The organism is Paraglaciecola mesophila KMM 241 (assembly GCF_000315015.1).
GTDB lineage: Bacteria > Pseudomonadota > Gammaproteobacteria > Enterobacterales > Alteromonadaceae > Paraglaciecola > Paraglaciecola mesophila.
In genome coordinates, this window is the sequence record NZ_BAEP01000004.1 from 140,998 (window position 1) to 166,974 (window position 25,977).

General features: G+C 44.3%; 21 protein-coding genes. 6 read left to right on the top strand and 15 right to left on the bottom strand.

The genetic code is table 11. The annotated features are described in order from the left end of the window. Nucleotides 1–1,014, top strand: a complete 1,014-nt coding sequence (locus tag GMES_RS01075) for an alpha/beta fold hydrolase (RefSeq protein WP_006990691.1) — start codon at nt 1–3, stop codon at nt 1,012–1,014. Nucleotides 1,015–1,074: 60 nt separating this feature from the next. On the opposite strand, the gene GMES_RS01080 is transcribed toward GMES_RS01075, so the two are convergent. Both GMES_RS01080 and GMES_RS01085 read right to left on the bottom strand, forming a co-directional pair. Further along, nucleotides 1,075–1,878 (bottom strand): PEP-CTERM sorting domain-containing protein, encoded by an 804-nt coding sequence (locus tag GMES_RS01080; RefSeq protein WP_153811042.1) that lies wholly within the window; start codon nt 1,876–1,878, stop codon nt 1,075–1,077. Between the two features lie 175 nt (nt 1,879–2,053). Further along, nucleotides 2,054–2,782, bottom strand: coding sequence for a PEP-CTERM sorting domain-containing protein (locus tag GMES_RS01085; RefSeq protein WP_006990693.1), 729 nt, complete (start codon nt 2,780–2,782; stop codon nt 2,054–2,056). A gap of 392 nt (nt 2,783–3,174) precedes the next feature. On the opposite strand from GMES_RS01085, the gene GMES_RS01090 reads away from it, so the two are divergent. Then, entirely contained in the window at nt 3,175–5,151 is a 1,977-nt protein-coding gene (locus GMES_RS01090; protein WP_006990694.1) for an alpha/beta hydrolase family protein, read from the top strand. 106 nt (nt 5,152–5,257) lie between these two features. Here the strand turns inward: GMES_RS01090 and arsC are convergent, their stop codons facing one another. The 6 genes from arsC to GMES_RS01120 all read right to left on the bottom strand — a co-directional run bounded on the left by arsC (nt 5,258) and on the right by GMES_RS01120 (nt 10,594). Next, nucleotides 5,258–5,680, bottom strand: a complete 423-nt coding sequence (gene arsC, locus GMES_RS01095) for an arsenate reductase (glutaredoxin) (protein WP_006990695.1) — start codon at nt 5,678–5,680, stop codon at nt 5,258–5,260. 246 nt (nt 5,681–5,926) lie between these two features. After that, a complete protein-coding gene (locus tag GMES_RS01100) occupies nt 5,927–6,907 on the bottom strand; it encodes a DMT family transporter (RefSeq protein ID WP_006990696.1) in 981 nt (326 codons plus the stop codon). 99 nt (nt 6,908–7,006) lie between these two features. Continuing rightward, nucleotides 7,007–7,720, bottom strand: a complete 714-nt coding sequence (locus GMES_RS01105; protein ID WP_006990697.1) for a helix-turn-helix domain-containing protein — start codon at nt 7,718–7,720, stop codon at nt 7,007–7,009. Between the two features lie 86 nt (nt 7,721–7,806). Further along, nucleotides 7,807–9,087 (bottom strand): TRAP transporter large permease, encoded by a 1,281-nt coding sequence (locus tag GMES_RS01110; RefSeq protein WP_006990698.1) that lies wholly within the window; start codon nt 9,085–9,087, stop codon nt 7,807–7,809. Nucleotides 9,088–9,089: 2 nt separating this feature from the next. Further along, entirely contained in the window at nt 9,090–9,614 is a 525-nt protein-coding gene (locus tag GMES_RS01115; protein WP_006990699.1) for a TRAP transporter small permease, read from the bottom strand. Nucleotides 9,615–9,616: 2 nt separating this feature from the next. Next, on the bottom strand, nt 9,617–10,594 hold the full coding sequence (locus GMES_RS01120) for a sialic acid TRAP transporter substrate-binding protein SiaP (RefSeq protein WP_006990700.1): 978 nt from the start codon (nt 10,592–10,594) through the stop codon (nt 9,617–9,619). Nucleotides 10,595–11,003: 409 nt separating this feature from the next. Between GMES_RS01120 and GMES_RS01125 the strand changes: the two genes are divergently transcribed. Together GMES_RS01125 and GMES_RS01130 are read left to right on the top strand one after the other, a co-directional pair. Then, a complete protein-coding gene (locus GMES_RS01125) occupies nt 11,004–11,738 on the top strand; it encodes an SDR family oxidoreductase (RefSeq protein ID WP_039986234.1) in 735 nt (244 codons plus the stop codon). A 266-nt stretch (nt 11,739–12,004) separates the two neighbouring features. Then, nucleotides 12,005–12,661 (top strand): sulfotransferase family 2 domain-containing protein, encoded by a 657-nt coding sequence (locus GMES_RS01130; RefSeq protein WP_039986237.1) that lies wholly within the window; start codon nt 12,005–12,007, stop codon nt 12,659–12,661. Nucleotides 12,662–12,761: 100 nt separating this feature from the next. Here GMES_RS01130 and GMES_RS01135 read toward each other — a convergent pair whose 3' ends face one another. The 5 genes from GMES_RS01135 to GMES_RS01155 all read right to left on the bottom strand — a co-directional run bounded on the left by GMES_RS01135 (nt 12,762) and on the right by GMES_RS01155 (nt 21,134). Further along, nucleotides 12,762–14,753, bottom strand: a complete 1,992-nt coding sequence (locus tag GMES_RS01135) for a tetratricopeptide repeat-containing sulfotransferase family protein (RefSeq protein ID WP_006990703.1) — start codon at nt 14,751–14,753, stop codon at nt 12,762–12,764. 118 nt (nt 14,754–14,871) lie between these two features. Beyond that, complete coding sequence (locus GMES_RS01140; protein WP_006990704.1) at nt 14,872–17,511, bottom strand: TonB-dependent receptor; 2,640 nt, start codon at nt 17,509–17,511, stop codon at nt 14,872–14,874. A 386-nt stretch (nt 17,512–17,897) separates the two neighbouring features. Further along, nucleotides 17,898–19,970, bottom strand: coding sequence for a catalase (locus GMES_RS01145; RefSeq protein WP_006990705.1), 2,073 nt, complete (start codon nt 19,968–19,970; stop codon nt 17,898–17,900). A gap of 409 nt (nt 19,971–20,379) precedes the next feature. Then, nucleotides 20,380–20,667 (bottom strand): hypothetical protein, encoded by a 288-nt coding sequence (locus tag GMES_RS01150; protein ID WP_039986197.1) that lies wholly within the window; start codon nt 20,665–20,667, stop codon nt 20,380–20,382. Continuing rightward, a complete protein-coding gene (locus GMES_RS01155) occupies nt 20,664–21,134 on the bottom strand; it encodes a DUF4405 domain-containing protein (protein WP_006990706.1) in 471 nt (156 codons plus the stop codon). Before GMES_RS01155 ends, GMES_RS01150 begins: the two co-directional genes overlap by 4 nt. A gap of 290 nt (nt 21,135–21,424) precedes the next feature. Here GMES_RS01155 and GMES_RS01160 point away from each other — a divergent pair, with 290 nt between their 5' ends. Then, nucleotides 21,425–21,976 carry an ATP-binding protein gene (locus GMES_RS01160; RefSeq protein ID WP_006990708.1) on the top strand — a complete coding sequence of 184 codons (552 nt, stop codon included), beginning with the start codon at nt 21,425–21,427 and terminating at the stop codon, nt 21,974–21,976. Nucleotides 21,977–21,997: 21 nt separating this feature from the next. Here GMES_RS01160 and GMES_RS01165 read toward each other — a convergent pair whose 3' ends face one another. Together GMES_RS01165 and GMES_RS01170 are read right to left on the bottom strand one after the other, a co-directional pair. Further along, a complete protein-coding gene (locus GMES_RS01165) occupies nt 21,998–22,720 on the bottom strand; it encodes a hypothetical protein (RefSeq protein WP_006990709.1) in 723 nt (240 codons plus the stop codon). 375 nt (nt 22,721–23,095) lie between these two features. Continuing rightward, nucleotides 23,096–23,926 carry an aminoglycoside 6-adenylyltransferase gene (locus GMES_RS01170; protein ID WP_006990710.1) on the bottom strand — a complete coding sequence of 277 codons (831 nt, stop codon included), beginning with the start codon at nt 23,924–23,926 and terminating at the stop codon, nt 23,096–23,098. 305 nt (nt 23,927–24,231) lie between these two features. Between GMES_RS01170 and aceK the strand changes: the two genes are divergently transcribed. Then, nucleotides 24,232–25,965 (top strand): bifunctional isocitrate dehydrogenase kinase/phosphatase, encoded by a 1,734-nt coding sequence (gene aceK, locus GMES_RS01175; protein ID WP_006990711.1) that lies wholly within the window; start codon nt 24,232–24,234, stop codon nt 25,963–25,965. The last annotated feature ends 12 nt before the right edge of the window (nt 25,966–25,977 follow it).

The window sequence follows — 25,977 nt, forward strand, 5'->3', positions numbered from 1 at the left end:
ATGAACTTTAATTACATTGTTCGATTAATACTGATATTAACGCCCCTCATGGCCATAGGCTGTCGGGATAATTCCTCGTTATCTGTCATTGACGAGTCCCAGCGTTCTAAGATCAATGATTTAGGCTATACCGCCCATTACACGACGGTCAATGGAATAAGAATACATTATGTTCAAGAAGGGACTGGCTCGCTGATGTTATTTCTGCATGGTTTTCCGTATTTCGGTAGCGCTTGGGATCCTTTATTGAGTGAGTTCAGTCAAGATCATCAGGTTGTAGCACCAGACAATAGAGGCTATGGCTATAGTCAAAAACCGGCTGATGTGTCTGAATACAAAATTGAAAAATTGGTGACTGACGTACGACAACTCATCGAGCAGTTATCCCGCAATAACAAGGTGATACTCGTGGGGCATGATTGGGGCGGTGTGCTAGCCTGGTCGGTTGCGCAAACATCACCAGAATTAATCAGCAAGCTGATTATTATCAACGCCCCACCCTTTAACGTGTTTCTAGACGTGCTATCCACAAGTACATCCCAGCGGGAAGCGTCTCACTACATGCATAAACTGGATAGTTGGTACGCGCATCTATTATTTGCCATAAAAGGGCCCGAACTCATTTGGCGAGGCAGTGCCCGCTTATACGAAGAGGGGCACGTAGATGAGCGTTTTAAGCTCGCGTTTTTAAATGCATGGCAACAACCGGGCGCTGCACAAGGGGCGGTGAATTGGTATCAAGCCAACGTACCCGAATTTGATGCTATCAACGACTCTCATTATTGGCCGAGTAAAGAAACCCGTATCACTGTGCCGAGTTTATTGATTTGGTCACAGCGAGATAAAGCGTTTACGCAAGATACCTTCGAGGCAATCAAGGCTAATGTCGATAACTTACGTATTCACAGCATAGATACGGATAGCCATGTACCTTTTTTGGATCATACAGAAGAAGTGATTAAGGTTATGCGAGCGTTTATAGCGGGTGAATCAAGTGAACATAGCAACCGCTAAAAAAGCGGTTGCCGTTAATTGATTCAATTTGAATTATTGAATTTTAGCCTTAACGCGGCACTATTTACGACGACGAAGTACAACGCCAAATAGGCCTAATGCTAGCAAAGCTAACGTGCCAGGTGCAGGTACATTGGTCGCATCAGGGGTTGTGGTGACGCTAGTCGGCGTAATGCCATTAGCGAACACGGTTGATGAACCATCAACTTCTAATATGCCATATAAAGATGAGCGGGGCCCATCGCCATAAAATTTGAACCCTCCCCAAGTTTGACCATATCCTAATGCCCCATCGAAGTAGCTATACCAATTCAACGTATTTTCACCGTCTTTAAAGAAGTCATCAATATCACCGTACAAATCTTGTGCGGTGTTCACTTCATCATCTACACCGTATAATTTTTGAGTTTGCCAATTAGATGCATCGATCGTCATAGCAGTGTAGCTAACGTATTGATTTCCAACCCAAGCATCAAGTTCATCGTCAATCCATGCCACGGTATCCACATTCGTTATACCAAACCCAACCAATGTGCTGTTCACTAGATTGTTAGTGACAGTGTATGTTCCAACCCCTTTGCCCGCATAACCAGGATCGATTTCATCGTCACCGCCGCCGCAAGGTATTGAGGAAAGAATAGTATCATCACAGATCACTCCTAAATTTGGAGAGTCTAACGGCTGCACAACATTACTGGGCTCAGAGTTTGTCGCGCTACTCGGCTCAGAGCTAGCCTGAAAACTTTCGGTAAAATATATACCATTCAGGTTATCAACATTATCGATAACCGTTGCACCAGTATTCATACTGGTTACACTTAAACATAAAACGGGAAATACGTGTTTTAAAGAGATTAATTTCATTACTGCTTCCATGTGAATTATCATTTTTTAACGTTAAAAGTGAATAACGTGTGACTATATATTTACCAAGCAAACACCACTTATAGTTGCAGCTACTTGGTCATTCGCGACAAAATTACGAAAACTTATGAGAAGATTTTCGAGGTAATTTGGCATTTAAGTTGCGAGCTATGGGCTATTGCTTACGACGACGAAGCACAGTGCCCAAAATGCCCATTGCTAGCAACCCTAATGCGCCAGGTGCAGGTACATTGATCGCATCAGGGGTTGTGGTGACGTTAGTCGGCGTAATGCCGTTGGCGAAAACCGTAGCTGTACTTTGGTCTTCAGAGGCTAGTATGCCGTAAAGTGAAGAGGCAGGCTGGGTTCCCCTGAATACGAAACCACCCCAAGTATTACCTCCCCAAAGCGCTCCATCATTAGCAGAATACCAATTTAGGGTATTTTCCCCGTTGGTGAAAAAATTATCGATATCTCCATATAAATCTTGCGCGGTATATTCTGCTGGATTGTAGAAACCGCCGCCATCATTTTCGCTATTAGGCTCTTCTATATAAAGCACTTGCGTTGCCCAGTTTTCGGCATTGACCGTGTAAGCGAAATAGTAAAAATAATTGTCACCAACATTTCCGCCGCCAGTACTCTCAATATATGAGCCCCAATCTTCAACGGTCTCTATCTCTGCCGTTGTATCAATATTGGTAACGCCAAAGCCGGCTAAATAGCTATTGCCTAATTCGTTTGTGACGGTATACCGCCCAAGTCCATCTGCGTAGCTTTCAGTGAAACTGATTGCATTTAGGTTTTTCGCTGGCTCCCCCCCGATTAATGCCGCACTCGCTTGTGCGCTAGATAACACAATGCCAAGAATTAAGAATATTTTATTTACTGATATCAATTTCATTACTACTTCCATTTGATTTATAAGAACTTTTTACACACACCCAAGTCGTTGGACGCGCGGCGATTAAGCAATAAATCAGCCACCACAACAAGTCATTAATAATCAATGAGTTATGTATTCTCTAATTTTATAGTGTAAAGAAGTCCGACAAGTTAAATTAATGATTTTTATAGATATTTATTATTTATGGCTATTTTTGGTAACATAAATACTCTGTGAATAATTAATTCCAACCATTCCATTCATTTGCCTGCGCTCAATAACAACTCATTCCTAAACAAGTTAAATCCCCCATAATCGATGTCCCCTTTTGAAGACATCATCTTGGAGTCAGTGTTAGTATCGCCAATGAAGTACTTATTAAGGAATGGTATTAAACAATAAGGAGTATTATGTATATTCAAACTGCCGTCTTGGCATTACTGAGCTTGTTGCTCATCTTACCGGCTCACAGTGTTGAGTTACCCACAACCCAATACAGCCGGCTGCCGTTAGTCGTCAAGCCCGATATATCCCCCAATGGCGAGCGTATCGCCTTTATCAAGAATTATCTCAACCCTGAACTATCTGTACTGTCGGTTTTAGATTTGAAAACCAATAAAGTAAAAATGTTGGTCAAGTCAGACAATGAAGACGTCAAAGTAAATTGGTTTACCTGGGCCAATGAAAAAACCTTAATAGTGAGCCTGCGTTTCGCCAGTAGACAAAGATCGGTTAAGTTCACTGAAACACGCTTACTTGCCATCGATGTAGACGGTGATGAAGTTAAACAAAGAAATTTATTTAGACCCAAATCTGGCCGTTCAAATGAGCATGCCTCACAATTTCAAGATACCGTTGTTTCCTTTTTGCCAGAAGACCCTGACCATATATTGATCGCCCTTGATCTTGATGTGGCCAACGTGCCATCGGTGTATAAATTAAATATCTATTCCCGTAAAAGAGTGCGCGTTGAAAAAGGTAAAATGCAAGTACGTAGTTGGATGGCAGACCGCCAAGGTAACGTGCGTTTAGGCGAAGCGCTTAGCTATAAATCTGGTGATGCGTCAATCCGTTATCGCCTTCCCGGCGAGGATAATTGGGAAAAGATGTTCGAACATAACGCCCTTGAAGAAGTAAGCATCAATCCGCTAGGCTTCGCTAAAGATCCTAATATATTGTTCTATAGCGCTTATAAGGGTGACAAGAAAGCCTTGTATAAAATGAACATCAGTACGCAAGTATCTACATTAATATTCGAGGATCCTGACTATGATGTGGACGGCTCACTCATTTATTCTACAAAGCTCAATGATGTCATTGGTATCCACCATGCGAATAGCCCAACCGGCAGAATTTACTGGGATGAAAGCTATCAGAACTTTCAAACGGCATTAGATAAAGCCCTACCCGATACCAGTAATTATCTGATTGATTTTAGCGACAACGAAGAAACTTACTTACTCTACACAGAAAGTGACTTTATACCCGGTGCTTATTTTTTGGGGAATCGCCCTAAGAAGTCTCTAGTGATGCTCTTTGAACAATATCCTGGTTTAGAGGACGTGACTCCGTCAAACCATAAATTAGTCAGTTATACCGCGCGGGATGGCACCGAGATTGAGGGCTATTTAACCTTACCGAGTGAAACCAACGGACCGATTGCAACAATTTTACACCCTCATGGTGGCCCAGGCGCCCGTGAGTATGACGGCTTTGATTATTGGACTTCGTTCTTCACCAATCGCGGTTACGCTGTATTTCGCCCGAACTTTCGCGGATCTTCAGGCTATGGAAAGCAATTTGCTGAAAGCCAAATGCAAGGCTGGGGCCTAACGATGCAAGATGACATCACTGACGCTACGAAATGGCTGATAAAAGAAAACATCGCTGATCCAGAACGTATTTGTATCGTTGGCGCCAGTTATGGTGGTTACGCGGCGGCGATGGCAGCAGTAAAAAGCCCTGATTTATTTCAGTGTGCCATTAGCTTTGCCGGTGTGATGGACTTAGAGCGCTTAGTCAGAAAGAGTCGTTATTTCTTGAACAGGAAGTTCGTGAAAAAACAAATAGGCAATGATGAGAACGACCTCGAAGCTCGCTCGCCTTATCATAACGCCCAGCACATCAAAATTCCTATGCTGTTGCTGCACGGTGAGGACGATCGGGTAGTCGATGTATACCAAAGCCGAGAGATGTTCGAGGAGCTCGAAGATTTAAACAAAGACGTTAACTATGTTGAGCTTAAAAATGGCGATCACTATTTATCTATTCAACGCAATCGTCATCGGTTATTTGCCGAAATGGATACCTTCTTGAAAACGCATTTAGGCGTCGCAACAGCCAGTAACGAAGCGACGGCCATCACCGCTAAGGCACCCAGCGAATGAGCTTCCTACTTTTATAGGTAGTAGGTAATAGCTCATAGGTTATAAAAGCAATGAAAAGCGCGCTATGCGCGCTTGTTACTTTCACGTAAATCAAGCGTTCATGCAGTTAGGGTTTTACCCGCTCACCCATGCCATTAATGATCAACTCACCGTCTTCTTTTTTATAAGGACCCTTAGGCCACTTCTCTAGTAAATCGAGTACTGCTTCGCTAGGCCTGCACAACTTAACGCCTTTTTCGCTGCACACTATGGGGCGATTAACGAGTACAGGATGCTCAAGCATGGCAGCTAGAATTGTGTCATCACTGACACTTTCATCTAACAAGCCTAGCTCCTTAGCCGGCGATTTACTGGTGCGCAGTGCGCCTCTCGGAGTTAAATTTGCCGCAGCAAACAAGCCCAATAATTGCGGGCGAGTCCAGCCTTCGTCTAGATATTCGATGATTTCAGGCTGATAACCTGCATCTTGAATGATCTTCAAAACATTACGCGACGTGCCGCACGCGGAGTTGTGATATATAACCACCATAGGGATGACTCTCCTGCTTTTCATAATTGACTAAATAGGTTGATGAGCGTTTGCACATATTTTCGCTGCACTTAAGACAAAGTGAATTCGTAGGGCTGTTACACCACATCACATTTGATATTTCATATATATGAAATTTCACATTTAATATCTATAAAGTCAATTCATAATCCGTTTTTTACTCGTCCCCTATGCTCTCTATAGTTTCTATAGATTAAGTTCGTGCTGTGTTCAGGAGTGTCTAACTCACGTTGTAGCGCTTCTCTCAATAGCAACAGGAACGCCCGGCGGTTTCTCGGTGGCTTGTGCAATTAAGCACAGCATAATCAACAGCATACCAAACCAGCCCATTGGCGAAATGACTTCGCCGATAATCAGCACGGCCAGTATTGCTGCAACCACAGGCTCCATTAATGTGAGCAAAGAGGCACTACTTGCTTTAACATGACGAAGACCATAACCAAAGGCGAAGTAGCCTAACGTCATAGGGATAACCGCCATATACAGTGATACGAGAGCATTAGCGGGTGAGCTAAACAAGTTATCCCCAGTGAAAAATAATGACGGTAGCAATAACATAGCGCCTAATCCAAAAATGCTTCCCATGGCAGCTTGTGAGTGCACACCGCTATCAATCATGCTGCGCGCGGCCCAAGAATAAAACGCATAAGTTAGGCCGGCTAATAACCCTAATGCAATTCCCCATAATTGTCGCTGCTGCGCGGCTTGCTGTTGCAGGTTCACCGCTACGTCAGTCGCTAAGGCTGATGCCTGCGGTTCTCTGTAAGCGAGTAAAGCAATCCCAAATAAGCCAATCAAAACACTGATTAACCAGCGCTTCGTTAGATGCAACGCTTTGCTAAAAAGACACTCTAACAAGGCAGAAAATAAAGGCGCACTGGCAATGGAAACAACCGTACCTACCGCCACTCCCGCCATGCGCATGGAACTATAAAATGCCAATGGATAAATCGCCAAAGCCAACGCACTCAATAGCAACAATGCTTTTTGCTGCAACAGATTGGCTAGATTAGCTTTTAGTTTACGATGGGCTAATGCAGCTTGCATCATCCCCCCCACACCCATCGCAAACGCCCCTATGCCTAATGGGCTGATATCCGGTGCGAAGCTTGCTGCCACACCTGTTGTGCCCCAGAGCACCGCCGCAAATAAAATAGCCATTGCTCCGTTTTGATACTGAGTAAAGCCACAGCGCATCGCTAACATTTTCTTATTCCGTTATGGGCAAATCATCAAAGAAGCATAAACAATTGGTAAACTGATTACTTTGCCAAAAAGACGCAAGGCTTGTTTAAGAAGACGCTATTAAATTTGTGCAAATGCGCGAGGTGATAACCCAGTATACACAGAGAAACGCCGACTAAAGGCCGAAAGATCACCATAGCCAACCTTTTCAGCCACTAGCTGCACTGGCAAGTCAGTATGTGCCAACAAGGCTTTGGCCTTTTCCATGCGCAGCCCGGTAATGTATTGCTGAGCACTCATGGAAAAACTGTCTTTAAAGCGCTTTTTGAATTGCGTTGGGCTTAAACAAGCCAGCGCGGATAGCGTGTCAATACTTAGAGGCTGTTCAAGATGCTCGTTGATCCAACCTTGTACTATACGCATTTGTTTATCCAGGGTATGCGTTGCCCGCTGCTGACTCAGCAACATGCTAAAAACATCGAGAATAGAATGCTCAATACCGCTATCGACCTGATGCTGTAATTGCTTTTCTACAAACAATAAAAAACTCATCAAAGGCGGGGAAATAGAAAATACAGCCAGTCCACTTTCAAGCAAGTGGGCGGGCAATGTGGTTAAGTCGGCCACAATAAAACGTGCAGTTTCATCAGCTTTGAAACCATGCTCTGTGCCGCTTGGCACAACCACACATTCCCCCACCGTCACTTTGCCTCTATAGCTGACCATATCAATCACTATGCTACCCTGTACTGGCAGCACCAGCTGATGATGGCGGTGGTGTATATGGCTTTGAAGCTGCTTGGTGTAAGCGCGGATACTCAGGCTGTTGTTCATAACGGTGCTACGTCATCAAGGTGGGTGGCCAGTATAACGTTAGTTTCTTGGAGTTTAAAAGCGTGCCGTTCTCGGTAAGGTTGACCCTATGGATATAACACTGAAGGCAGCCACGTTGTCAGTGCAGGTATAAAGGTGACTAGCATCAATACGATGAGCAAGGGCACCAAGAAGGGCAAGGTTGCTCGGGCGCATGTTTCAAAAGGAACGTCGGTGACCCGAGATAGCACATACAACACCATGCCTACTGGGGGAGTAAGTAACCCGATCATTAGATTGAGCACCATCATCACCCCGAAATGCAAGGGATCAATCCCCAAACTGACTGCAATGGGCAGCAGTACTGGCGTCAAAATAGTGATGGCGGCAATTGTCTCCATAAAGCAACCGACTATGAATAAGATGAGTGTCATCAATAACAATATCGTGACTTTATTATCGGTAAACGCCAACATCCACTGGGTGAAGTCGGTAGTTATATGTTGTGTGGTTAGCACCCATGAAAAAACAGCTGCAGCGCCAATAATCAGCATGATAATACTGGTTGTTTCTATGGTTTCTATGCTGACTTTCAATAAGGTTTTGACGTTCAGAGTTCTATACACCACCCCTCCCAAACATAAGGCATATGCGCTGGCGGCAATAGCCGCTTCAGTAGCAGTAAAGAGCCCAAACAAAATACCACCGATAATCAGTACTGGTGTCATCAGGGAAAGAAACGCCCGTTTAAAGGTACTTGCGCAGCGCGAGACTGAAAAGCCATGGTCTTTTGGGTATCGCCGTTTTTTGGCATACCAGGCCACCATCAACATTAAGCTTAACGCCATCACCAACCCGGGGATCACCCCTGCGGCAAACAGTTTTCCGATTGAAGACGAAGACATGACCGCATAAATAATCAAAGGTAAGCTAGGAGGAATAATCGGCCCTATTGTCGAAGATGCCGCCGTTAAGCCTACCGCGAATCCAGCATCATAGCCTTGGTCACGCATTGCTTTGACTTCAATCGCACCCAACCCACCAGCGTCAGCAACCGCAGCACCAGACATGCCAGCAAAAAATATTGATGCTCCGACGTTCACATGGCCTAAACCACCACGTAACCACCCCACCAGCGCATTGGTAAAATCAAAAATACGTTGGGTTATTCCTGCACTATTCATTAGCGCACCGGCGAATACGAAGAAAGGGATCGACAGTAGCGGAAAGCTATTCATGCCTCCTAGCATACTGTGCAGCATAACAAGACCCGGTACGCCGCCGTCAATCAAAATAGCCAACAAAGAAGCGAGCAATAAAGCAAACGCCACAGGTGTACCGCTAGCAATTAAAAGCAGTAAAGAAATCAATAACACGGCTATCACCATGCTCACGCCACCTCAGTCATATGTGCCTGACGCATTAAGCGCCAGCGATACTTCATTACCAAAACACTTCTGCTAGCCATCAAGAGTAAAAGCAGCGTGATAAGCCCGTAAAACCAACTCATTGATATAGGCAGCGAAGCCAGTGTGTAAAGCGGTAAGGCAAGACCAATTTGGCTGGCATATCCCGTTAACAGCAGCACCACTGCTAAATTAAGCGAAGCGATACACAGCTGCAGCACACTAAGTACTGTGTCAGGCAGGTATCTATGCAACAGAATAACTCCGATATGCGCATCGTTTTTTGTGGCAATACTCGCCCCTGAAAACGCCAGTAAAATAAGTAAGTAACGGGCCAATTCTTCCGACCATCCCAGGGAAGCATCAAGAGCGTAACGACTGAAAAATTGTGCGAATAATAAGACGGCGAGTCCCCAAAATATCACTAGGCTAATCACTTCTTCTAAATGGAGCGGCAAATCAGCAACCGGCTGTTCACTATGGCTGGTATCGACTTCAGATGAGGACATACTTATTTATCTTCTCTATTTAGCTGCAACAAACGTTGATAATTTTCGCGCCCTACGATAGGCAAATAGGGCTTATGAAGGGCCAAGGTTGCTTGGCGAAAGGCATGGGTATCAATCTGATGAACCTGTATCCCTTGGGCCTCAAACCATGCCACCAACTCAAGTTCAATAGTGCGGGTTTCATCAGATACACGGGTAGCGGCTTGCCTTAGCACAGTACTAAAAATATCTTTATCTTCTGCGCTTAGCATTGCCCATCTACGTTGACTAATGATGCTCAAATTTGAGCCCAACATATGCCCAGTGAGACTAATATGTGGCTGCACTTCATACAGCTTTTTGGCCTTTATCGTTGGTAACGGGTTCTCTTGTGCATCAACCACACCTTGTTGCAGTGCCATATACACCTCAGAAAATGCAATTGGTGTCGGGTTGGCGCCTATGGCCACAGGGAACATTTTGAAAATCGCCGCGTTGGGCACGCGTATTTTCAGGTTTTTGCTATCAGCTAGGCCAAGAACGGCTGCGTGAGAGGTCACGTGCCTGGCACCGTAGTAGTTATTGGCCAGAATTTGATTACCCTGAGTGATGTCTGCATAGCCCTTGGCTAGCTCATCAAATAAATCACTTTCATTAAAGCGTTGCCAATGTTCATAGCTAGCATAGATATAAGGTAAATCGGTTAGGGCAAAAGGGGGAAATAGCTGAGCGACAAAACTGGTACCAGTATAAATAATGTCGACACTGCCTAAACGTAAGCTTTCATTGAGCGCAGCTTCTTTACCCAGCATAGAAACCGGGAAGACCTGAATGTCGTAGCGCCCTTTAGTGCGCAGTTTTATTTGCTCTGCGGCCCACACGGCCTGTTTATGTAAAGGCTCGCTGACCTCGTAGACGTGTCCCCAAAATAGCGTTTGCGGTGAGGCAAATACATCAATAGATGAAAGGACTCCCAAGACATAAAATAGAAAGCTACGCATCGACTATCAAACAACCCGATTAGTTAATTGTTAACAATGGTAAGGCAAATGTTAGCAAGTTGCAAAAATAGTTAGCGGCGTTTTTCCTCGAGTATTTCAGACCCGCCGCTCTCAAATGCAATTTTGATGGAATTTGCTGTGTAAATTGAAATACGCAGGTTGTTGCTCATAACGACAATATATCGTGTAAACAGAGCATCGATGCAGTGCTAGTTCGCCGTAATAATAACGCCTAATATCTCGCGAAAAGTAGCTGCACCATACGCAAAGATACTTAAGCATGCGTGAGTGTGAAGAAGCACAGCGCTTACTTGACTACAGCAATTGTAAGATTAATTTTCTATCACCCCTATTCGAAATCAAACCTTGTAAGCTGATTGAGCCTTTATTACAAACTCAGGAGTTAATTATGTCTTTACCTAAAATCGCGTTAGTCACAGGTGGTTCGAAGGGAATTGGGGCCGCAATAGTACGTAGATTATCTACCGATGGCTTTGCTGTCGCAGTCAATTACTCTAAAAATCCAGCGCCCGCAGACGACTTGGTGACTGAACTAAAAGATGCAGGATACACGGCGTTAGCTATTTGTTGTGATGTAGCAAATAGCGATGCTGTTAGCCAAATGTTCGACACGATAGAAAGCGAGCTTGGCCCTGTGAATGTACTAATCAATAATGCAGGGATTATGAAAAATGCGCCCGTGGCACAAAGTGAAGAACAGGATTTTGATCAGCAAATCGCAGTCAATTTAAAAGGCACATTTAATACCCTAAAGCAGGCAGCTAACAGAATGCCAAACGGGGGGCGAATTGTGAATCTATCTACTAGTGTTGTCGGTTTAAAGCTCGAACAGTACGGTATTTACGCAGCGACAAAATCAGCAGTAGAAACCATGAGTGCAATTTTAAGCAAAGAGCTGCGCGGTAGGGACATCACGGTGAATACGATAGCACCTGGCCCCACAGCCACAGACTTATTTTTGGATGGTAAATCGCAGGAACTGATCGACCGCTTGGCTAAAATGAGTCCGTTAGAAAGATTAGGCACACCGGATGATATTGCCCGTGCGGTAGCATTTCTTGTTAGCCCAGATGGCGCTTGGATAAATGGCCAAGTACTAAGAGCAAATGGTGGCATCGTTTAAGCGCAAATTACGTAAAGAGAAAATTCTTAGCTAAAGGTTATCGCTTGTTAATCAGCAATGCTTAGCCTTTAAACAGCACTGATTTTTCTTTATCAGTGCTATCACGGCTCATTCAAAGTCAAACGCTGCCACTTCTTTACACAAACGTGGAGATGTTCAGCATTATCATGTCACGCTATTCGATTTCGGTAAGCTGTTTGTTAATGTCGATTCAGAAATTTTCTTTCTGGCAGTATCGCTGGAGCGACGTTGAAATGAGTGAAAACATGCTGCTAAACCACCGCTATCGATTTCTATACATACATATCGCAAAAACAGGCGGTACAAGCGTTCGCTCTGTGCTTAACAAGTTACGTTGGCGAGACCCTATGTACTACCTTATGTTGCCTTGCCATAAATTGAGCAACTTTAGTGGGCATACTACTGGCACTAAATTTCCTCGTCACTGCGGTGCCATTACAGCGAAAGAGATGCTGCCAGATGCCTTTTTCAATCAACTGTTCAAGTTTGCATTTGTACGTAACCCTTGGGATCTGCAAGTTTCCTCCTACCATCATATTCAGCGAGAAAAGCCTGCTTTGCTCAAAGGGATAAATAATTTTAACGAATTCATCACATATAAGTTTGATCCACAGAGGCCTTATATTTTTCACTTTGATATCGCGACTAAGCTACAAAGTGACCATCTTATCGATTTATACGGCAACATTATCGTGGATTACATTGGACGCTATGAGACCTTAAATGAGGATTTCAATGCCATTGGTAAACGCTGTGGCATAAAGACTTTATCTCTTCCCCACAAGCGAAAAGCGAATAATCGGCAAGCTGATTACCGCCACTACTACAATGATAACTCCTTAGAAGCCGTCGCTCGGCATTATCAACGAGACATCGAGTTACTCAATTACCAATTTGAGTGACGTTAATCTGGCTCTGTGTTGAATAGCGCTTTCATTCAAGCGCATTGATTAAGTACTTTTGCATCTTCCCCAAGTGGTGCACTTATTATTTGAATTCGGTTTACTTGGGTTGATTTAAGACCTTTTTCAAAGGGCTTAAATGGGTATCGAAGTGCTTCCACTGTTCCATACCTGAGCGATATATAGGCTGCCTAACTTGTTCTGAACTGGGGGTTTTTATCGCCCGCTCAGTCTTATGAAAATCGATACACTGTTGCTCGAACTCTAATCCACAAAAATCTAAAATTCGCTGCACTTGACCATGCAAATCGTCGATCAGGGTTTCATGCTGCACTTTAAGTACAAACCCAGGCAATACAGTGTCCCAATGGGCCATAAGCTTTTCGTAAGCGCGGTAATAGCGCCCGATGTCTTCAAGACCGTAAGAGAATTCCTGACCATCACCAAATAACTGTTTGAAACCACTAAAACAGCACGCCATAGGGTCACGTCTTGCATCGATTATTTTGGCGTTAGGCAGTATAAGTTTGATCAAACCGATGTGTAGAAAGTTGTTCGGCATCTTATCAATAAAAAACGGCGCGCCGGCTCTGTACACTTGAGTGTCTTGCAGGTACTTCTGCCCAAAACGAGCAAAATAGCTGCCTTCCAAATCGGTCAGCACCTGAGGATATTGGTTTTTCTGCCCCTGTAATTTTGATGCCAGCCCAAGGATATCGTGCAGTTCCATCGTGCCATCAACTTGAGAGTGCGATGCGAGTATTTGCTCGAGTAACGTTGAGCCCGCTCTGGGTAAACCAACAATGAAAATGGGATCAGCACGTTGCTCGCCCGCTTCTTTTAAGCGCGCAAATAATTCTGCTTGGCAGGTATCGATTTGCTTAGCGACTTGACGCTCGAACACCTCAGGATTGTAGTTAATCTGTTGCTGTTTAAGTTGATTGCCCTGGGCATAATGTGAAAACGCGGCATCAAAAGAGCCCTTATCTTCCAATGACTTACCTAAGGCGAAATGCAGATGAACTCTGTCATCTAACCCAATACTCTGTTGGGTAACGAGTTGCTCCATTGAAGCAAGCTCACTATCGCTAAAGCGATAGGTTTTGGTGTTGGCTAAACTCCAATAAGCGTCACCAAATTCGGCTTTGTAGCGATACGCCTGTTGGTATGCGCTAATCGCCCCTGGCAAATCCCCTAACGCTTTTAACGCATGCCCCAACAATAGTTGTATGCCCGGCTGGTTTTGGTTGTGTTGCAATAACCCTTGGTAAATTGAAATGGCTTCTTGCACTTCCCCCAGACCCACCATGGCACTGGCCTTAGCACTTAACAGTACTACGTTATCGCCAGAGGCCGCGAGCAGCGTATCAGCCAACGCTTTTGCTTCGGAAAATTTAGCCATTTTTGCTAGCAGTTGAAGGTACGCAATCCCCGCCGTTTTATGTTCAGGGTAAAGCGCTAAACAACTGCTTAAAATAAATTCAGCCTCGCCATACACTTTCAGCTGAATACCAATTTCAGCGAGCAACAACATCGCCTCGCTATGGTGTTTATTAGCTTGTAAGAACTGACGACAAACTTTGTCAGCAGCGTGCAAATTGCCTTCGTACATCAAATCTTTAGCACCTAGTACCGCATTAGGTAGCCCGGATAAATAGTCTATTTGTGCTTGGCTGATTGTCACCGCTTTGGTATTTTCCTGCTGCTGATAAAGTGGCACTAATGCGCGCCAACTGGCCAGCAGTGCAGGATTTAGCTGGGTCGCTTGGTAGAAAGACTGAGCGGCCTGTTGTGGTTTACCCGCAGCAAGATACAAATAGCCGTTTTCTTGCCAAGCTCGTGCGTGCTTAGTATTTGCCTCCAGCAAAGTTTTATTTGACTCAATTGCCTCACCCAAATCCCCGTTTAACCGCTGAGCTACCACTAAAAAATACAGTATTTCTACTCTATTATCGTTTGTTAAATCCCCCGCTAACTGCTGATGGCACAGAGCAATGGCCTGACTAAATTTCGCCTGTTGAATAAGTCGCTTTATTCCGTTATACGCTTCATTAAACGATTGATTGGCTTGGGACGTATGCTTAGTACTCAATGTAGCGACTCCGAAAACTGAATGGTGATGTGTCATGCCCGTACATAAAAAAGGCAAGCCTAGATAGGCTTGCCTTCATATGCGTATTGCGCTTAATAAATTAAGCACATCAGTAAGATTAGAAGAAGTCGTAAGACAATCTTAACCCTACGGTACGTGGTCTGTTAGACACTATTTTAGGCGTATATTGCTGTGCATCAATATACAAGATAGCACTCTCATCCGTTAGGTTATCAATAAAGATCTCAGCTTTCCATTCGTCGTTAGTAATACCAAATGCAACGTTAGTAAGTATGTAACTATCTTGAATGTAACGCCCACCTTGGATGACTTCTCCATTGGAGCCCGGGTAGGTTACCCCTTGATAAACATCAGCTTCCTGCTCAATGCTAAGGCCGGTTCCTGCGCCGTAAACTAATTGAGCAGCATCTTCAAGTGCATAGGCATCCATAGACATGCTCGCTAAGCGGTCACCAGTGTAACTGATTGAGCCGTTCACATAGGCGGTCATACCGTTGTCCAATTCATGGTAGTAACGCGCGCGAATGTTGCCTGAAAAATCAGCAGAGTACGGAAGGCTACTGCCCACAGGTGGCGCGATGCCATCGAGTGCAGAGTTAATCCGTGTCAGTTCCGTATCTAAAATACTAAATGCGGCATTGATCACTAAATTGTCAGTGGCTAACCAGGTTAAGTCAGCATCAATTCCGCGTATTTCTGCATCACCTACGTTATCTGTGAATACCAAGAAACTAATATTGGTTGGGTCATAACGCGATGTTTGTAAATCAGTGATTTCAGAGTAAAACGCAGTAGCATTGACACGTAAAATTCCGTCTAGGAAGTCACCTTTGATACCAAGTTCATAGTTATCAAGTGAATCCGTAGTAGAATAAACTGGAATTCTGAAGTTCTCGAACGCGCCCGTTTGATTGGTTGCTAAGCCTCCACCTACGCGGTTGGTTACTGGCGGACGGAAGCCCTCAGAATAGGTTGCAAACACTAAAACATCTTCATTCACTTTCCAATCAACAGACGCTTTTAAGATAACATCATCAACCGTCAATGTGCCATTGTCATCTAACAAATCAACTTCAAGTTGACCGTTTGCTATTGCTTCGATTACTCCACCATCGATACCCGCTAGTGCATCTGGGTCTTGAGTACCGAATGCACGTAGACGGCCGCTAACGTCAACCGTTGTCGTTGACCCTTTGTAGGTATCTTCAATTTGGTACCAACGCGCACCAAGAGTAGCAGTGATATCGTCTGTTAAATCGTATTCGAACTGGCCGAATACCGCTATCTGATCTATGTCATGCTGAATATCGTTCACAAAACTGATGCTAGGCTCGAACGGCCCACCATTAGAGTTAATACCTTCAGAGCCCACTAGAGTACGTGCGAGATTGTCGAACTTTTCAGTGTTAGCAATGTTGAACTTACCTACAGAATTGAGTTCTTGCTCGTCATAAAAAACACCGGCCGTTACGCGCCATGGGTTATCGCTCGAGGTGTTGAAACGCAGCTCATGAGTCATACGCGTACTATCGGTTTTTTCTTTGTAGTATTTAGTAGGATCTAGGCAAACTTCATCTTCTGGTGCCACATCGCCACCGTAGTTACACACATAATAAGCAGAGAATAGCCCACCGTTAGTGTAACCCGTGTAATCAATGGTTGAATCGATTGAACGGTCTAGATAGCCACCGGTATACACCACTTCAAGCTTATCCATACGCCCTTCAAGGGTCCACGTGGTTAAGCCGAATTCATCGTCGTTGTCTTCCGGGACAAAACGGTTGGTAGACGTTTCGCCATCAAGATTCGGGTCATAGGAGAAAACACCTTCAGTGCTCAATGTTTGCTGAGTATGTTGAACCAACAAATCCCAATCTTCATTGATAATGTAAGACAAACCAAAACGCGCACCAGAGTAGACCGCATCGTTAAAGTCATCTTCCACTAACGCATCGTTTTCAGGCGAAACGACGGGAGTATTTTCAGGGTCGCTAAGCACGCCACCTGAGATTCTATCAATAACAACCGCGCTACCGATATAGCCGCCATTAGCAGGGTCGTTTCGAATGTTATCAATCCAACCGCCTTGATTATCAGAATAGGCTGCTACACGTAACGCCAAGTCATCAGAGACAGCAAAGTTCATGAATGCCTCAACCGAATTACTCATTTCACCGCCTTTGGTGAAGCTGGTGCTAGTATCAACACCGGCAGAAAAACCCGAGTGATCAGGTTTATTGGTGATCAATCGCACGGTACCTGACTGCGAGCTAGCGCCAAAAAGTGTACCTTGTGGCCCAGGCAAAACCTCAATACGTTGCATGTCAGTGGCGAATATATCCAGGTTTCGCCCCTGCATAGAAACCGGCTGCTCGTCTAAATAAAATGCCACGGAGGGCTGCAGTGCCTGCACTGACGAAACTGATATATTACTCTGTGTGGTAGCGGCCCCACGAATATAGATTTCATTCTGACCGGGGCCTGTTCCCTGAAAAATCACGTTTGGTAAGAATTCGACGTACTCTTGAAAATTATCTACACCAAGATTTTCCAGCGCTTGACCGTTTAATGCGGTAACTGACACGGGAATGTCTTGAATAGACTCTGAGCGTTTTGTCGCGGTAACTTCGATGGTTTCTATGCTTGCTTTGCCTGCTTTAGGAGAAGCTTCTTGTGCATACACAGAAGTGGTCGCAAGCGCGGCGACAACCGCGTAGCTTAACTTAGATTTTCTCATGTGCTTGTTGCCTTGTGTGTTCTAGTTTAAAGGGGGGTGTAAATAATTATTTTTATAGGTGTGATATTAATTTAATAGCAGCAATTAGCAAAATTAAGTTCAACACGAATCAATAGAGTACAACGAATGAGCACAATATTTAAGCGATTATGCTAATAATACTTTTATAATCATGCTGTTGATGCCCGTTCAACCGCAGAATTGATTGCAAAAAGGTTTAACTATAGTTATTTACTTCGTAAACGAATTATTTCACTACTACTTTTTATGGCGGAATAAAGTGTGTAAATTTCATACAAAAAAGCCGGTAAAATACCGGCTTAACTAATTCGAGAAATGAGGCAGGATGCAAGGAAGTGGATCCCAGCAGTCGTCCGTGAGTTACTTTAACGCTGCCAAAAGCGCAGATTCCGCAACTGTTTAACGAAGGACTTGGGTTTAGTGCTTTCTAAATCAAGCCAACCCGCATCTATCTTGTCAATCAGTCCTGCAGCTTTAGTTAATGGCATAGCGGCAGCTGTATGCCCGATAAACTTCATATGAGCATGGGCATCACTGACAAAGTCTTTCGCTTCAGGTATTTTCGCTAACTGCTTAGCGCCATCTTTGGTGACCAATACCAACACGGCGTCGTAGAGTACTGATGGTCCGCCATCAATGACCTGCTGAGCTGGAATAAATTCATCGTTGCTTAACGTAACGCCACCAACTGTAGGTGCCACAACCTCGTAGTTAGCACCTTCTTTTTTCAGGGCCAGAGTGATATCAGCAAATAAGTCAGCGTCTGCGCCATCCGTGAGCAGTATTCCTAATTTGCGCCCTTTAAAGGTATTTGGAGGGTTTTTAAGCATACTTAGGGCATCAGAAACCGGCAAGTCTTGACGCGCTTTCTGCGCAGCTTCAGCGGCCTTTGGCATAGTTTTCAATCCTAAACCTTTGCCAACCTTTTTGGCAAACGTCTGGTCAATGTTCAGCAAGTGCGACACCATTCGCTCTCGGATCGCTAAATGCTCAACTTTAGATAGTTCAAACACTAAAGCATTTTGCATATGTGCTTGCTCGATATCCGTTTGGCTAATGTAAAACTGACGTGCTTGACTGTAATGATCGGCAAAGGTTTCTGAACGATAACGCAGTTTGTCACCACTCATGGACATGGACTCAGAAGAGCTTTCAAAGCCATGGGCTGGGCATGCTCTAGGATTGTGTTCGGCCCCCTCCCACGAATTTGGCTCATAATTGACCCTACCTTTTGGATTATTCATTGCCATGTGACCATCTTGCTGGAAATGGCGCATAGGGCATTTAGGCGCGTTAACCGGGATGTGAGTAAAATTGGGACCACCCAAACGCTTAACTTGGGTATCGAGGTAGGAAAAGTTGCGGCCTTGCAACAGCGGGTCAGGTGTAAAGTCTAACCCTGGCACGATATTCTGGGTGCAGAATGCCACTTGCTCAGTTTCAGCGAAAAAGTTATCCACAACGCGATCTAACACCATTCGACCAATAATCTTCACTGGCACTTGTTCTTCAGGGATAAGCTTGGTGGCGTCAAACACATCAAATTCGAAGCTATCGGCAAACTCCTGATCGAAAACTTGCACACCTAACTCCCATTCTGGGTAGTCACCTTGACCAATCGCTTGCCACATGTCTCGGCGATGAAAATCAGGATCCGCCCCATTAAGTTTAAGTGCTTCGTTCCATACAACGGATTGCACTCCCCCTTTGGGCTTCCAGTGGAATTTAACGAACTTCTCTGCGCCCTGGGCGTTAATCATCTTGAAAGTGTGTACACCGAAACCTTCCATAAAACGTAGTGAACGCGGTATAGCCCTGTCGGACATAGCCCACATCACCATATGCATTGATTCAGGGGTGAGGCTGATGAAATCCCAAAAATTATCATGTGCAGTTTGCGCCTGAGGAAAGCCGCGATCTGGCTCAGCTTTCGCTGAATGAATCAGATCAGGGAACTTCATCGCATCTTGAATAAAGAACACCGGAATGTTGTTACCCACTAAATCCCAGTTCCCTTGCTGGGTATAAAATTTAACGGCGAAACCGCGAACATCACGGGCCAAGTCAGGCGACCCTTTATTACCTGCTACGGTAGAAAAGCGCGCAAAAACAGGTGTTTTTTCTCCTTTGCGCTGAAAAATATCTGCACTGGTAAGATCCTCTAGGCTCTCGTACGTCTCGAAATACCCGTGAGCTCCGTAGCCTCGAGCATGTACTACCCGCTCAGGGATCCGCTCGTGGTCGAAGTGAAAGAGTTTTTCTCGTAATACTTGGTCCTCCAACAAGCCCGGCCCACGCGTGCCGACCTTGAGGGAATTTTGGTCATCGCTCACAGGACAACCTTGAGCGGTGGTCATGGTGGGGTGAGTGTCTGAGGCTGGTTGGTGCAGTTCACCGCCTTTGCCTTTATTGCCTGCATATTTGAATGATTCAGTCATGACTAGTCCTTCATAATTAGAGAAATAATAGCGTCGATGCGAACAGCGCTTTACAAGACGACTATTGGAATATTGAATGCAAAAAAAGAAGTGCAAAAAAAAGGCCATTGGTAACCATGTCATTGCAGTTCAATAACCAAGGGGATAAAAAAACCTACGGGTGAAAAATACAACCCAAAAAAAATAGGCATTGAAACTTTTTTACTGGCCGGATGTAATTTTTTCGCAAAAAGACAATCACACCAAGCGCCGCCAGTGACAAGGGATGTGCTCAGTCAAAAAAATGCGGTGCAAAATCTGAATGCTTAGCAGTGATGGTTTACGCAGTGGGAGTACGCAGTGCTAGATATCCCGTTAATAGAACGCCCAGAACTAGATAGCTCGAGCACCGGGCTATCCTCTTGGTCGTTTAACGATTTGGACTGCGTTTTAGCATTCTAGAAATCTTCAGAAACAGCAGCGTCAACAACATTGGAACGCCGATCAAAACTAATTCTTTGACGAAAGGTAAAATATATCTCAGAAAACTTGGTACTTTATTACCTTCACCGCCTTCCCCACCATGTGAGTACCCTTGTTGGTTAATCTGTGCGGCCCAATCGGTCAACTCCAATGAGATCAGTAGCACACTGATCACAACAGAGATCAATAAAACGGCACAAGTACGCGACTTCCAATGGTATTGCAGGTACTTCATACTTTCGCCCCTTTCATTCGCATACGCTTAGTCAAATTTACTATCCAGCGCCAATGTAAGGCCAAATGCACACCTATAATCGGCATGATCAAAGTAGCGGAATCGTGGTGGATCTTCGACCAAAAATCTTGAATATGTAATTCAATATTAAGCGTTGGTAACAGCGCCACTGAGACCAAAAAACCACTGACTGTAGCAAGCAACATCATTACGTAAAGTAGGTAATTCCACACCAAACTAAAGCGCTCTTTAGCAGATATATGCTGAATAAAGCGTTTTGCACTTTGTTTTATCCAATCCCAGTGCAGTAACAAATGTACGGCAAAGGGCACTATAAACAACACACTCAACCACTCATGGCCCGTCAGGCCTGTCGCTTGAGGGGCCGAAACAAGCATAAAGCTTATAAGCAATAACACGTCCATTACGTAGCGTGTCTTGTGTAAATCTTGTTTCCAATCTGACATTAAATAGCCGAACCTGTTCCAGTCTAGGTTTTGATAATCACGCCGATTATCGCCATCACATCCTCGCTGAGCGAGAAAAATGCATTTAGTTGATAAAGTCTACTCTTATGCATTTGGATGACTTTGTCAACTACATCCATATTCACACCTTATAAAGCACGTCACTTTAATGTTTTTATAATCCTTCAAAGTCTAATCAATCATCTTCAGACAAAATAGATTTTCTAATAGTGCTCTATTAAGGTGGAACGAACAGACACTTTGAGACACAGGTTTCAGGTTGATAGCGAATGCTAGTTGAACGAGAAAGTGCCATTTCACAATTTGACTTGTGCGTTGAAAAACTCGCGAGCGGTACTGGTCATGTGGCACTGATCTGTGGCGAAGCTGGGATAGGAAAAACCGCGTTTCTTGAACAAATGCGACGCAGCTACCAAGCCAGAGCGAGATTTTATTGGAGTGGATGTGATCCCCTACTCACTCCAAGACCGTTCGGCCCAGTGCATGACATAGTCGCTGAATTGTCCACAGTGTTGTTAGAACTGTTGGAAAATGGGGCCTCCACAACCAGTATTTATTCCTCTTTTTACCAGGCTCTTGAATCATCAAATGAGCCGATCGTTCTGGTTTTTGAAGATGTGCACTGGGCAGATCATGCCACACTAGATTTATTTAAGTTTCTGGTTCGGCGCATCGCCTTTGTAGAATGCTTGTTGATCATTAGCTATCAAGATGATGAGGTGGGTGAAACACATCCGTTTAGAACCGTATTAGATGTTCTTCCCTGTGCACATACATCACGCATTCCAAATGAGCCTTGGTTGTCTAACATCAACAATTGATAGCGCCAAGGCTAATCACACTTAAGATTTTTTCGATTGATTTCTAAAGACTAAAAAAGCGAGGCACGATAATAAAAGTGAGGCCATTGCGGGCTCAGGCACTTGCACGCCGCTCTCAGTAGGCACCGCCATACCAGTGTAATTTAATTCAAAGACCTCATCTGGAAAATCTAAATGTCGGCCAAAGATACTCATGGTGCCGGTGTTGGTAAACGCCGAGCCGTTCGAGTTTATTGAAAAGAAGTAACTGTCTTCTTGGGGGGTTGGGTTGAGATTAGACACCACTAGCGGAAACAAAAAATCAAAAGTAAGCTGGTCTGCGTCAAGCGAACGAGAGGCGGTATTAGGTCCTCGGTCTCCTGCACCATCGGTTCGGTATTCTACATCCAGTGTATAGTCAGAGAAGCCGTTGATTATCGCCCTGTCGATTAGAAAATTTCCAGTGGTATTGTTGAGGTTGGAGATAATTCTCGGCGCAAATATTAAGCTGCCATCAAGGTTCGAGCGCACCACACGATTCTGCACTTGAATACCAACAACAAAAAATTCGTTTCCACTAGGGGAAACACTGTCATACAAAATTTCATCGTGAATAACTGAACCAGCTAATTCAGGTTGCAACATGGCCGTGGTGCCGGACAAATCTATGCTATCACCAGAAACCAGTAAACTCGCGTTGCTTTTATTCGAAGTAACAGTGCTTAAAGTGCACAGTAAAATGCCGATTAACATGGTTTTATTCATTTTGACGCCCTCTCAATATTAGCCAAATTCTTTTATTGGCTTGGCTTTGCATTGCGTTACTCGATGAGTAAGTGCCCTTAAGCTGCACACCCGTTTTGCACAACTGAAACGTAATTCGCTTGATAAATATAGGAGGAATAGCGCTGAAATCTAGAGTAGATATACTCAATTTTTGAAAGGCACTACCTAGATTTCAAGTGTCAGTTTATCCGCATGAATAACTTGTATGAAAAGCATAAAAACGCAAAAAATGGATGAAAAGGACAAGTGCCTTATTGTCGTTTGCGCCTATGGTGGGTAGAGAAAACGGATGGATGACTAAAGCAGTACGCCCATCAAGATTCAAGGAATGAGCGCACTGCTTGCTTTTGAGTGTTATATATTCGCTAGATAAGTCAACGAAGCAGTCTGCGCTTTTTGATTAACGTTCACCTGTTCGCTGTCAAAGCCTTTAGATGCTAGGTCTGTGCTCAGCATCTCTCTATAATGAATATAAAGATCAGCAAGGGCGTATAAACAAGACTTGAGCTCGGCTTTATCCATACTTGGTAATATTCCTTTAAGCTCATTTGCCAATTCTGGCAATTTTTGTTCAATACGCCGAACGCCGTTGGGTTCAAGCCCATGGGCTTTTTTCGCCAAAGGCGCTATCACGGTTTGGCGCAGAAACGAAACAAATTCAAATGCTTCAAATAGTTCTCCGCGCCCTATCCTAGCGGCACCGTAGTGCACCCAAACCCAAAATCTATCTTCATACCACTGCAGACTTTGTATAGGGTAATGCCCGTCTGAGCCTTGATAAATATTGCTTAACTGACTGTCTTCTTCCCACAGTACAATCGGATTATCCACCCGTTGTACCACTTCAGATAATGGAACGAACTTCAAATCCACATGCAGTAATTCATCGCCCTCTTGATATAAACAAATCAGCACTTTAGGCTCACCTACATGCTCACCGGTAAAACACCCTAGCAATTCACCATATGACGCAGCCAACTCTTTACGCTGTCTGGCTAGCGCTTCGTAATGTTGAGGTTTCACCGCCAATACCAGATCCAAGTCGCTGTATTTGTCCAAGTTATTGGTAGATGCAGAGCCTGAAATCGATAAACCACAGAACTGCTCATTTTGTTGAGTGAGACGAATAATACGTTTAAGAAACGATAAATGGTGTGGTAATGCGCTGGTGATCTTGTTCAACATGGGAAGTGCCCCCCTTGCAAATGATGTTGCGACATTTTTTAAGATTTTTCAAAATTTGGGTTTACGCTACACAGACCCACTTTACTCGGCTTAGCACCACTGTACTCGGTTTTATGTTACACAGCAGTACTTTAGACTCTCACAATAATATGGGAAAACCAATAGCTAAATAACGGGTCATAAACTCACCAAACAAATAGCGTCAAAACTTGAAGTCGTGGCAGTATTATCTATTTTGCATAGCAACCTAACAGCTTTTTTGCTATTGGTAGCGCATTGATTGTTAGAGCATAAGTAGGTTTTGGGTGAACAACACACATTCTTCCGTGTTGAATAAAGTAGCGTATTTAATATTGCACGGCTTTGATAAAAGTTATCGCTGGCATTCACGAATTACTCGCGATGCCCAACAACGTTTTGAACAAGCCCTGTGGCAAGAAACACAGAAAGCAGTAAAAGAACGCATTGCTATTTATGAGCGCACCCTGGCTGACGCAGTGGGCGAAATATATCAGCAGGTATTTCCCCATCAAGAAAACAACCAATTTTGGCTTGACCTGAAAACACGGTATCAAAAAATACTCAGCGATCATCCTCAATATGAACTAGCTGAGACCTTTTATAACTCCGTATTGGGCAGGATTTTTAAACATCAGAAAATTAATGATGACATGATGTTTATTATGCCCACACGCTGTTATTTAGCGGGGCTACAACGCCATTTAGTGGTGCACAGTTTTGATACTTCAGGCACGGTGCGCAGAATGTTAGAAGACATTTTTAGTCAATACCATTTCGATATTGCTTTTCATGACATGCAGCGTGATTTACAGCACCTAGATGGGGCGTTACGTGCGCGTTTGAATAGAGAGCAATTGGCCAGCGTGCATACTGTAGAAATGTTAAAACCGGTGTTTTATCGTAGTAAATCTGCATACCTAATTGGGCGTATTTGTATGCCCGATGAAACTCTGCCCTTCGTGATCCCGCTGTCTATTACTGAAGCGAGAAACGCAGGTGAAAAACACAAAATAGTGGTGGAAGCCTTGCTCACGGAGCGTCAGGATCTCAGTGTGGTGTTTAGTTTTGCCCGTGCCTATTTTATGGCTGACACCCAGCACCCGGCAGAAGTGGTGGCCTTTCTCCATGAGCTACTGCCTCACAAAAAGAAGTTCGAGCTGTACATTGCCCTTGGTTTGTACAAGCACGGCAAAACGGTATTCTATCGTAACTTTTTGGCGCATCTGGAGGAGACGAACGACCAGTTTGCAATCGCCCCAGGGATCCGCGGGTTGGTTATGGCGGTATTTCACTTACCGTCCTACGGTGTGGTGTTCAAAATCATAAAAGATGAGTTTCCCGAAAGTAAAAAAATTACCCGCCAACATGTAAAAGACTGCTATAAACTCGTCAAAATGACGGACCGAGTGGGGCGCATGGCAGACACTCATGAATACGTAAATTTTCGCTTACCTCGTCATAGAATTGAGCAAGCGCTAATTGATGAACTACTCGATTGTTGCGCCAATAGCATTGAGCTTACCGACGAAGAAGTGATCATTAAACATTTGTACATAGAACGTAAAATGACGCCCCTAAACATCTTTTTAGAACAGCAAACCAACCCTGCCTTGATAACCAGCGCCCTGAATGATTTAGGGTTATGCATTAAACAAATCGCCGCTGCGCATATATTTGCTGGCGACATGTTACATAAGAACTTTGGGATCACTCGAGGTGGCCGCGTTATTTTTTACGACTATGACGAAATTTGCTATTTGACTGAACGTGAATTTAGAACCTTACCCAAATCTGACGACCCCTACGCCATCGATACCCTTTCAGTGGGCCCGACAGATGTTTTCCCAGAGCAGTTCGAGCACTTTATAGTGGGTAAGAAGCACTTGAAGCAAGAACTTAAGGCCTTGCACGGAGAAATAATGACAGCCGAATATTGGCAAGGTATGCAGGCCCAATCGTTAAAAGGGGATGTACCAGATTTTATCCCCTATAACCAAGCGAAACGCTTCGTAAATTAAACAGCTTACACC

Coding starts and splice junctions, on each gene's coding strand:
- GMES_RS01105 (WP_006990697.1), bottom strand. CDS start 7,720: ATGAACAACAGCCTGAGTATCCGCGCTTACACCAAGCAGCTTCAAAGC.
- GMES_RS01160 (WP_006990708.1), top strand. CDS start 21,425: ATGCTAGTTGAACGAGAAAGTGCCATTTCACAATTTGACTTGTGCGTT.
- GMES_RS01145 (WP_006990705.1), bottom strand. CDS start 19,970: ATGACTGAATCATTCAAATATGCAGGCAATAAAGGCAAAGGCGGTGAA.
- GMES_RS01155 (WP_006990706.1), bottom strand. CDS start 21,134: ATGTCAGATTGGAAACAAGATTTACACAAGACACGCTACGTAATGGAC.
- GMES_RS01120 (WP_006990700.1), bottom strand. CDS start 10,594: ATGCGTAGCTTTCTATTTTATGTCTTGGGAGTCCTTTCATCTATTGAT.
- GMES_RS01125 (WP_039986234.1), top strand. CDS start 11,004: ATGTCTTTACCTAAAATCGCGTTAGTCACAGGTGGTTCGAAGGGAATT.
- GMES_RS01130 (WP_039986237.1), top strand. CDS start 12,005: ATGCTGCTAAACCACCGCTATCGATTTCTATACATACATATCGCAAAA.
- GMES_RS01100 (WP_006990696.1), bottom strand. CDS start 6,907: ATGTTAGCGATGCGCTGTGGCTTTACTCAGTATCAAAACGGAGCAATG.
- GMES_RS01085 (WP_006990693.1), bottom strand. CDS start 2,782: ATGAAATTGATATCAGTAAATAAAATATTCTTAATTCTTGGCATTGTG.
- GMES_RS01170 (WP_006990710.1), bottom strand. CDS start 23,926: ATGTTGAACAAGATCACCAGCGCATTACCACACCATTTATCGTTTCTT.
- GMES_RS01080 (WP_153811042.1), bottom strand. CDS start 1,878: ATGAAATTAATCTCTTTAAAACACGTATTTCCCGTTTTATGTTTAAGT.
- GMES_RS01115 (WP_006990699.1), bottom strand. CDS start 9,614: ATGTCCTCATCTGAAGTCGATACCAGCCATAGTGAACAGCCGGTTGCT.
- GMES_RS01140 (WP_006990704.1), bottom strand. CDS start 17,511: ATGAGAAAATCTAAGTTAAGCTACGCGGTTGTCGCCGCGCTTGCGACC.
- GMES_RS01150 (WP_039986197.1), bottom strand. CDS start 20,667: ATGAAGTACCTGCAATACCATTGGAAGTCGCGTACTTGTGCCGTTTTA.
- GMES_RS01110 (WP_006990698.1), bottom strand. CDS start 9,087: ATGGTGATAGCCGTGTTATTGATTTCTTTACTGCTTTTAATTGCTAGC.
- GMES_RS01165 (WP_006990709.1), bottom strand. CDS start 22,720: ATGAATAAAACCATGTTAATCGGCATTTTACTGTGCACTTTAAGCACT.
- GMES_RS01090 (WP_006990694.1), top strand. CDS start 3,175: ATGTATATTCAAACTGCCGTCTTGGCATTACTGAGCTTGTTGCTCATC.
- GMES_RS01075 (WP_006990691.1), top strand. CDS start 1: ATGAACTTTAATTACATTGTTCGATTAATACTGATATTAACGCCCCTC.
- arsC (WP_006990695.1), bottom strand. CDS start 5,680: ATGGTGGTTATATATCACAACTCCGCGTGCGGCACGTCGCGTAATGTT.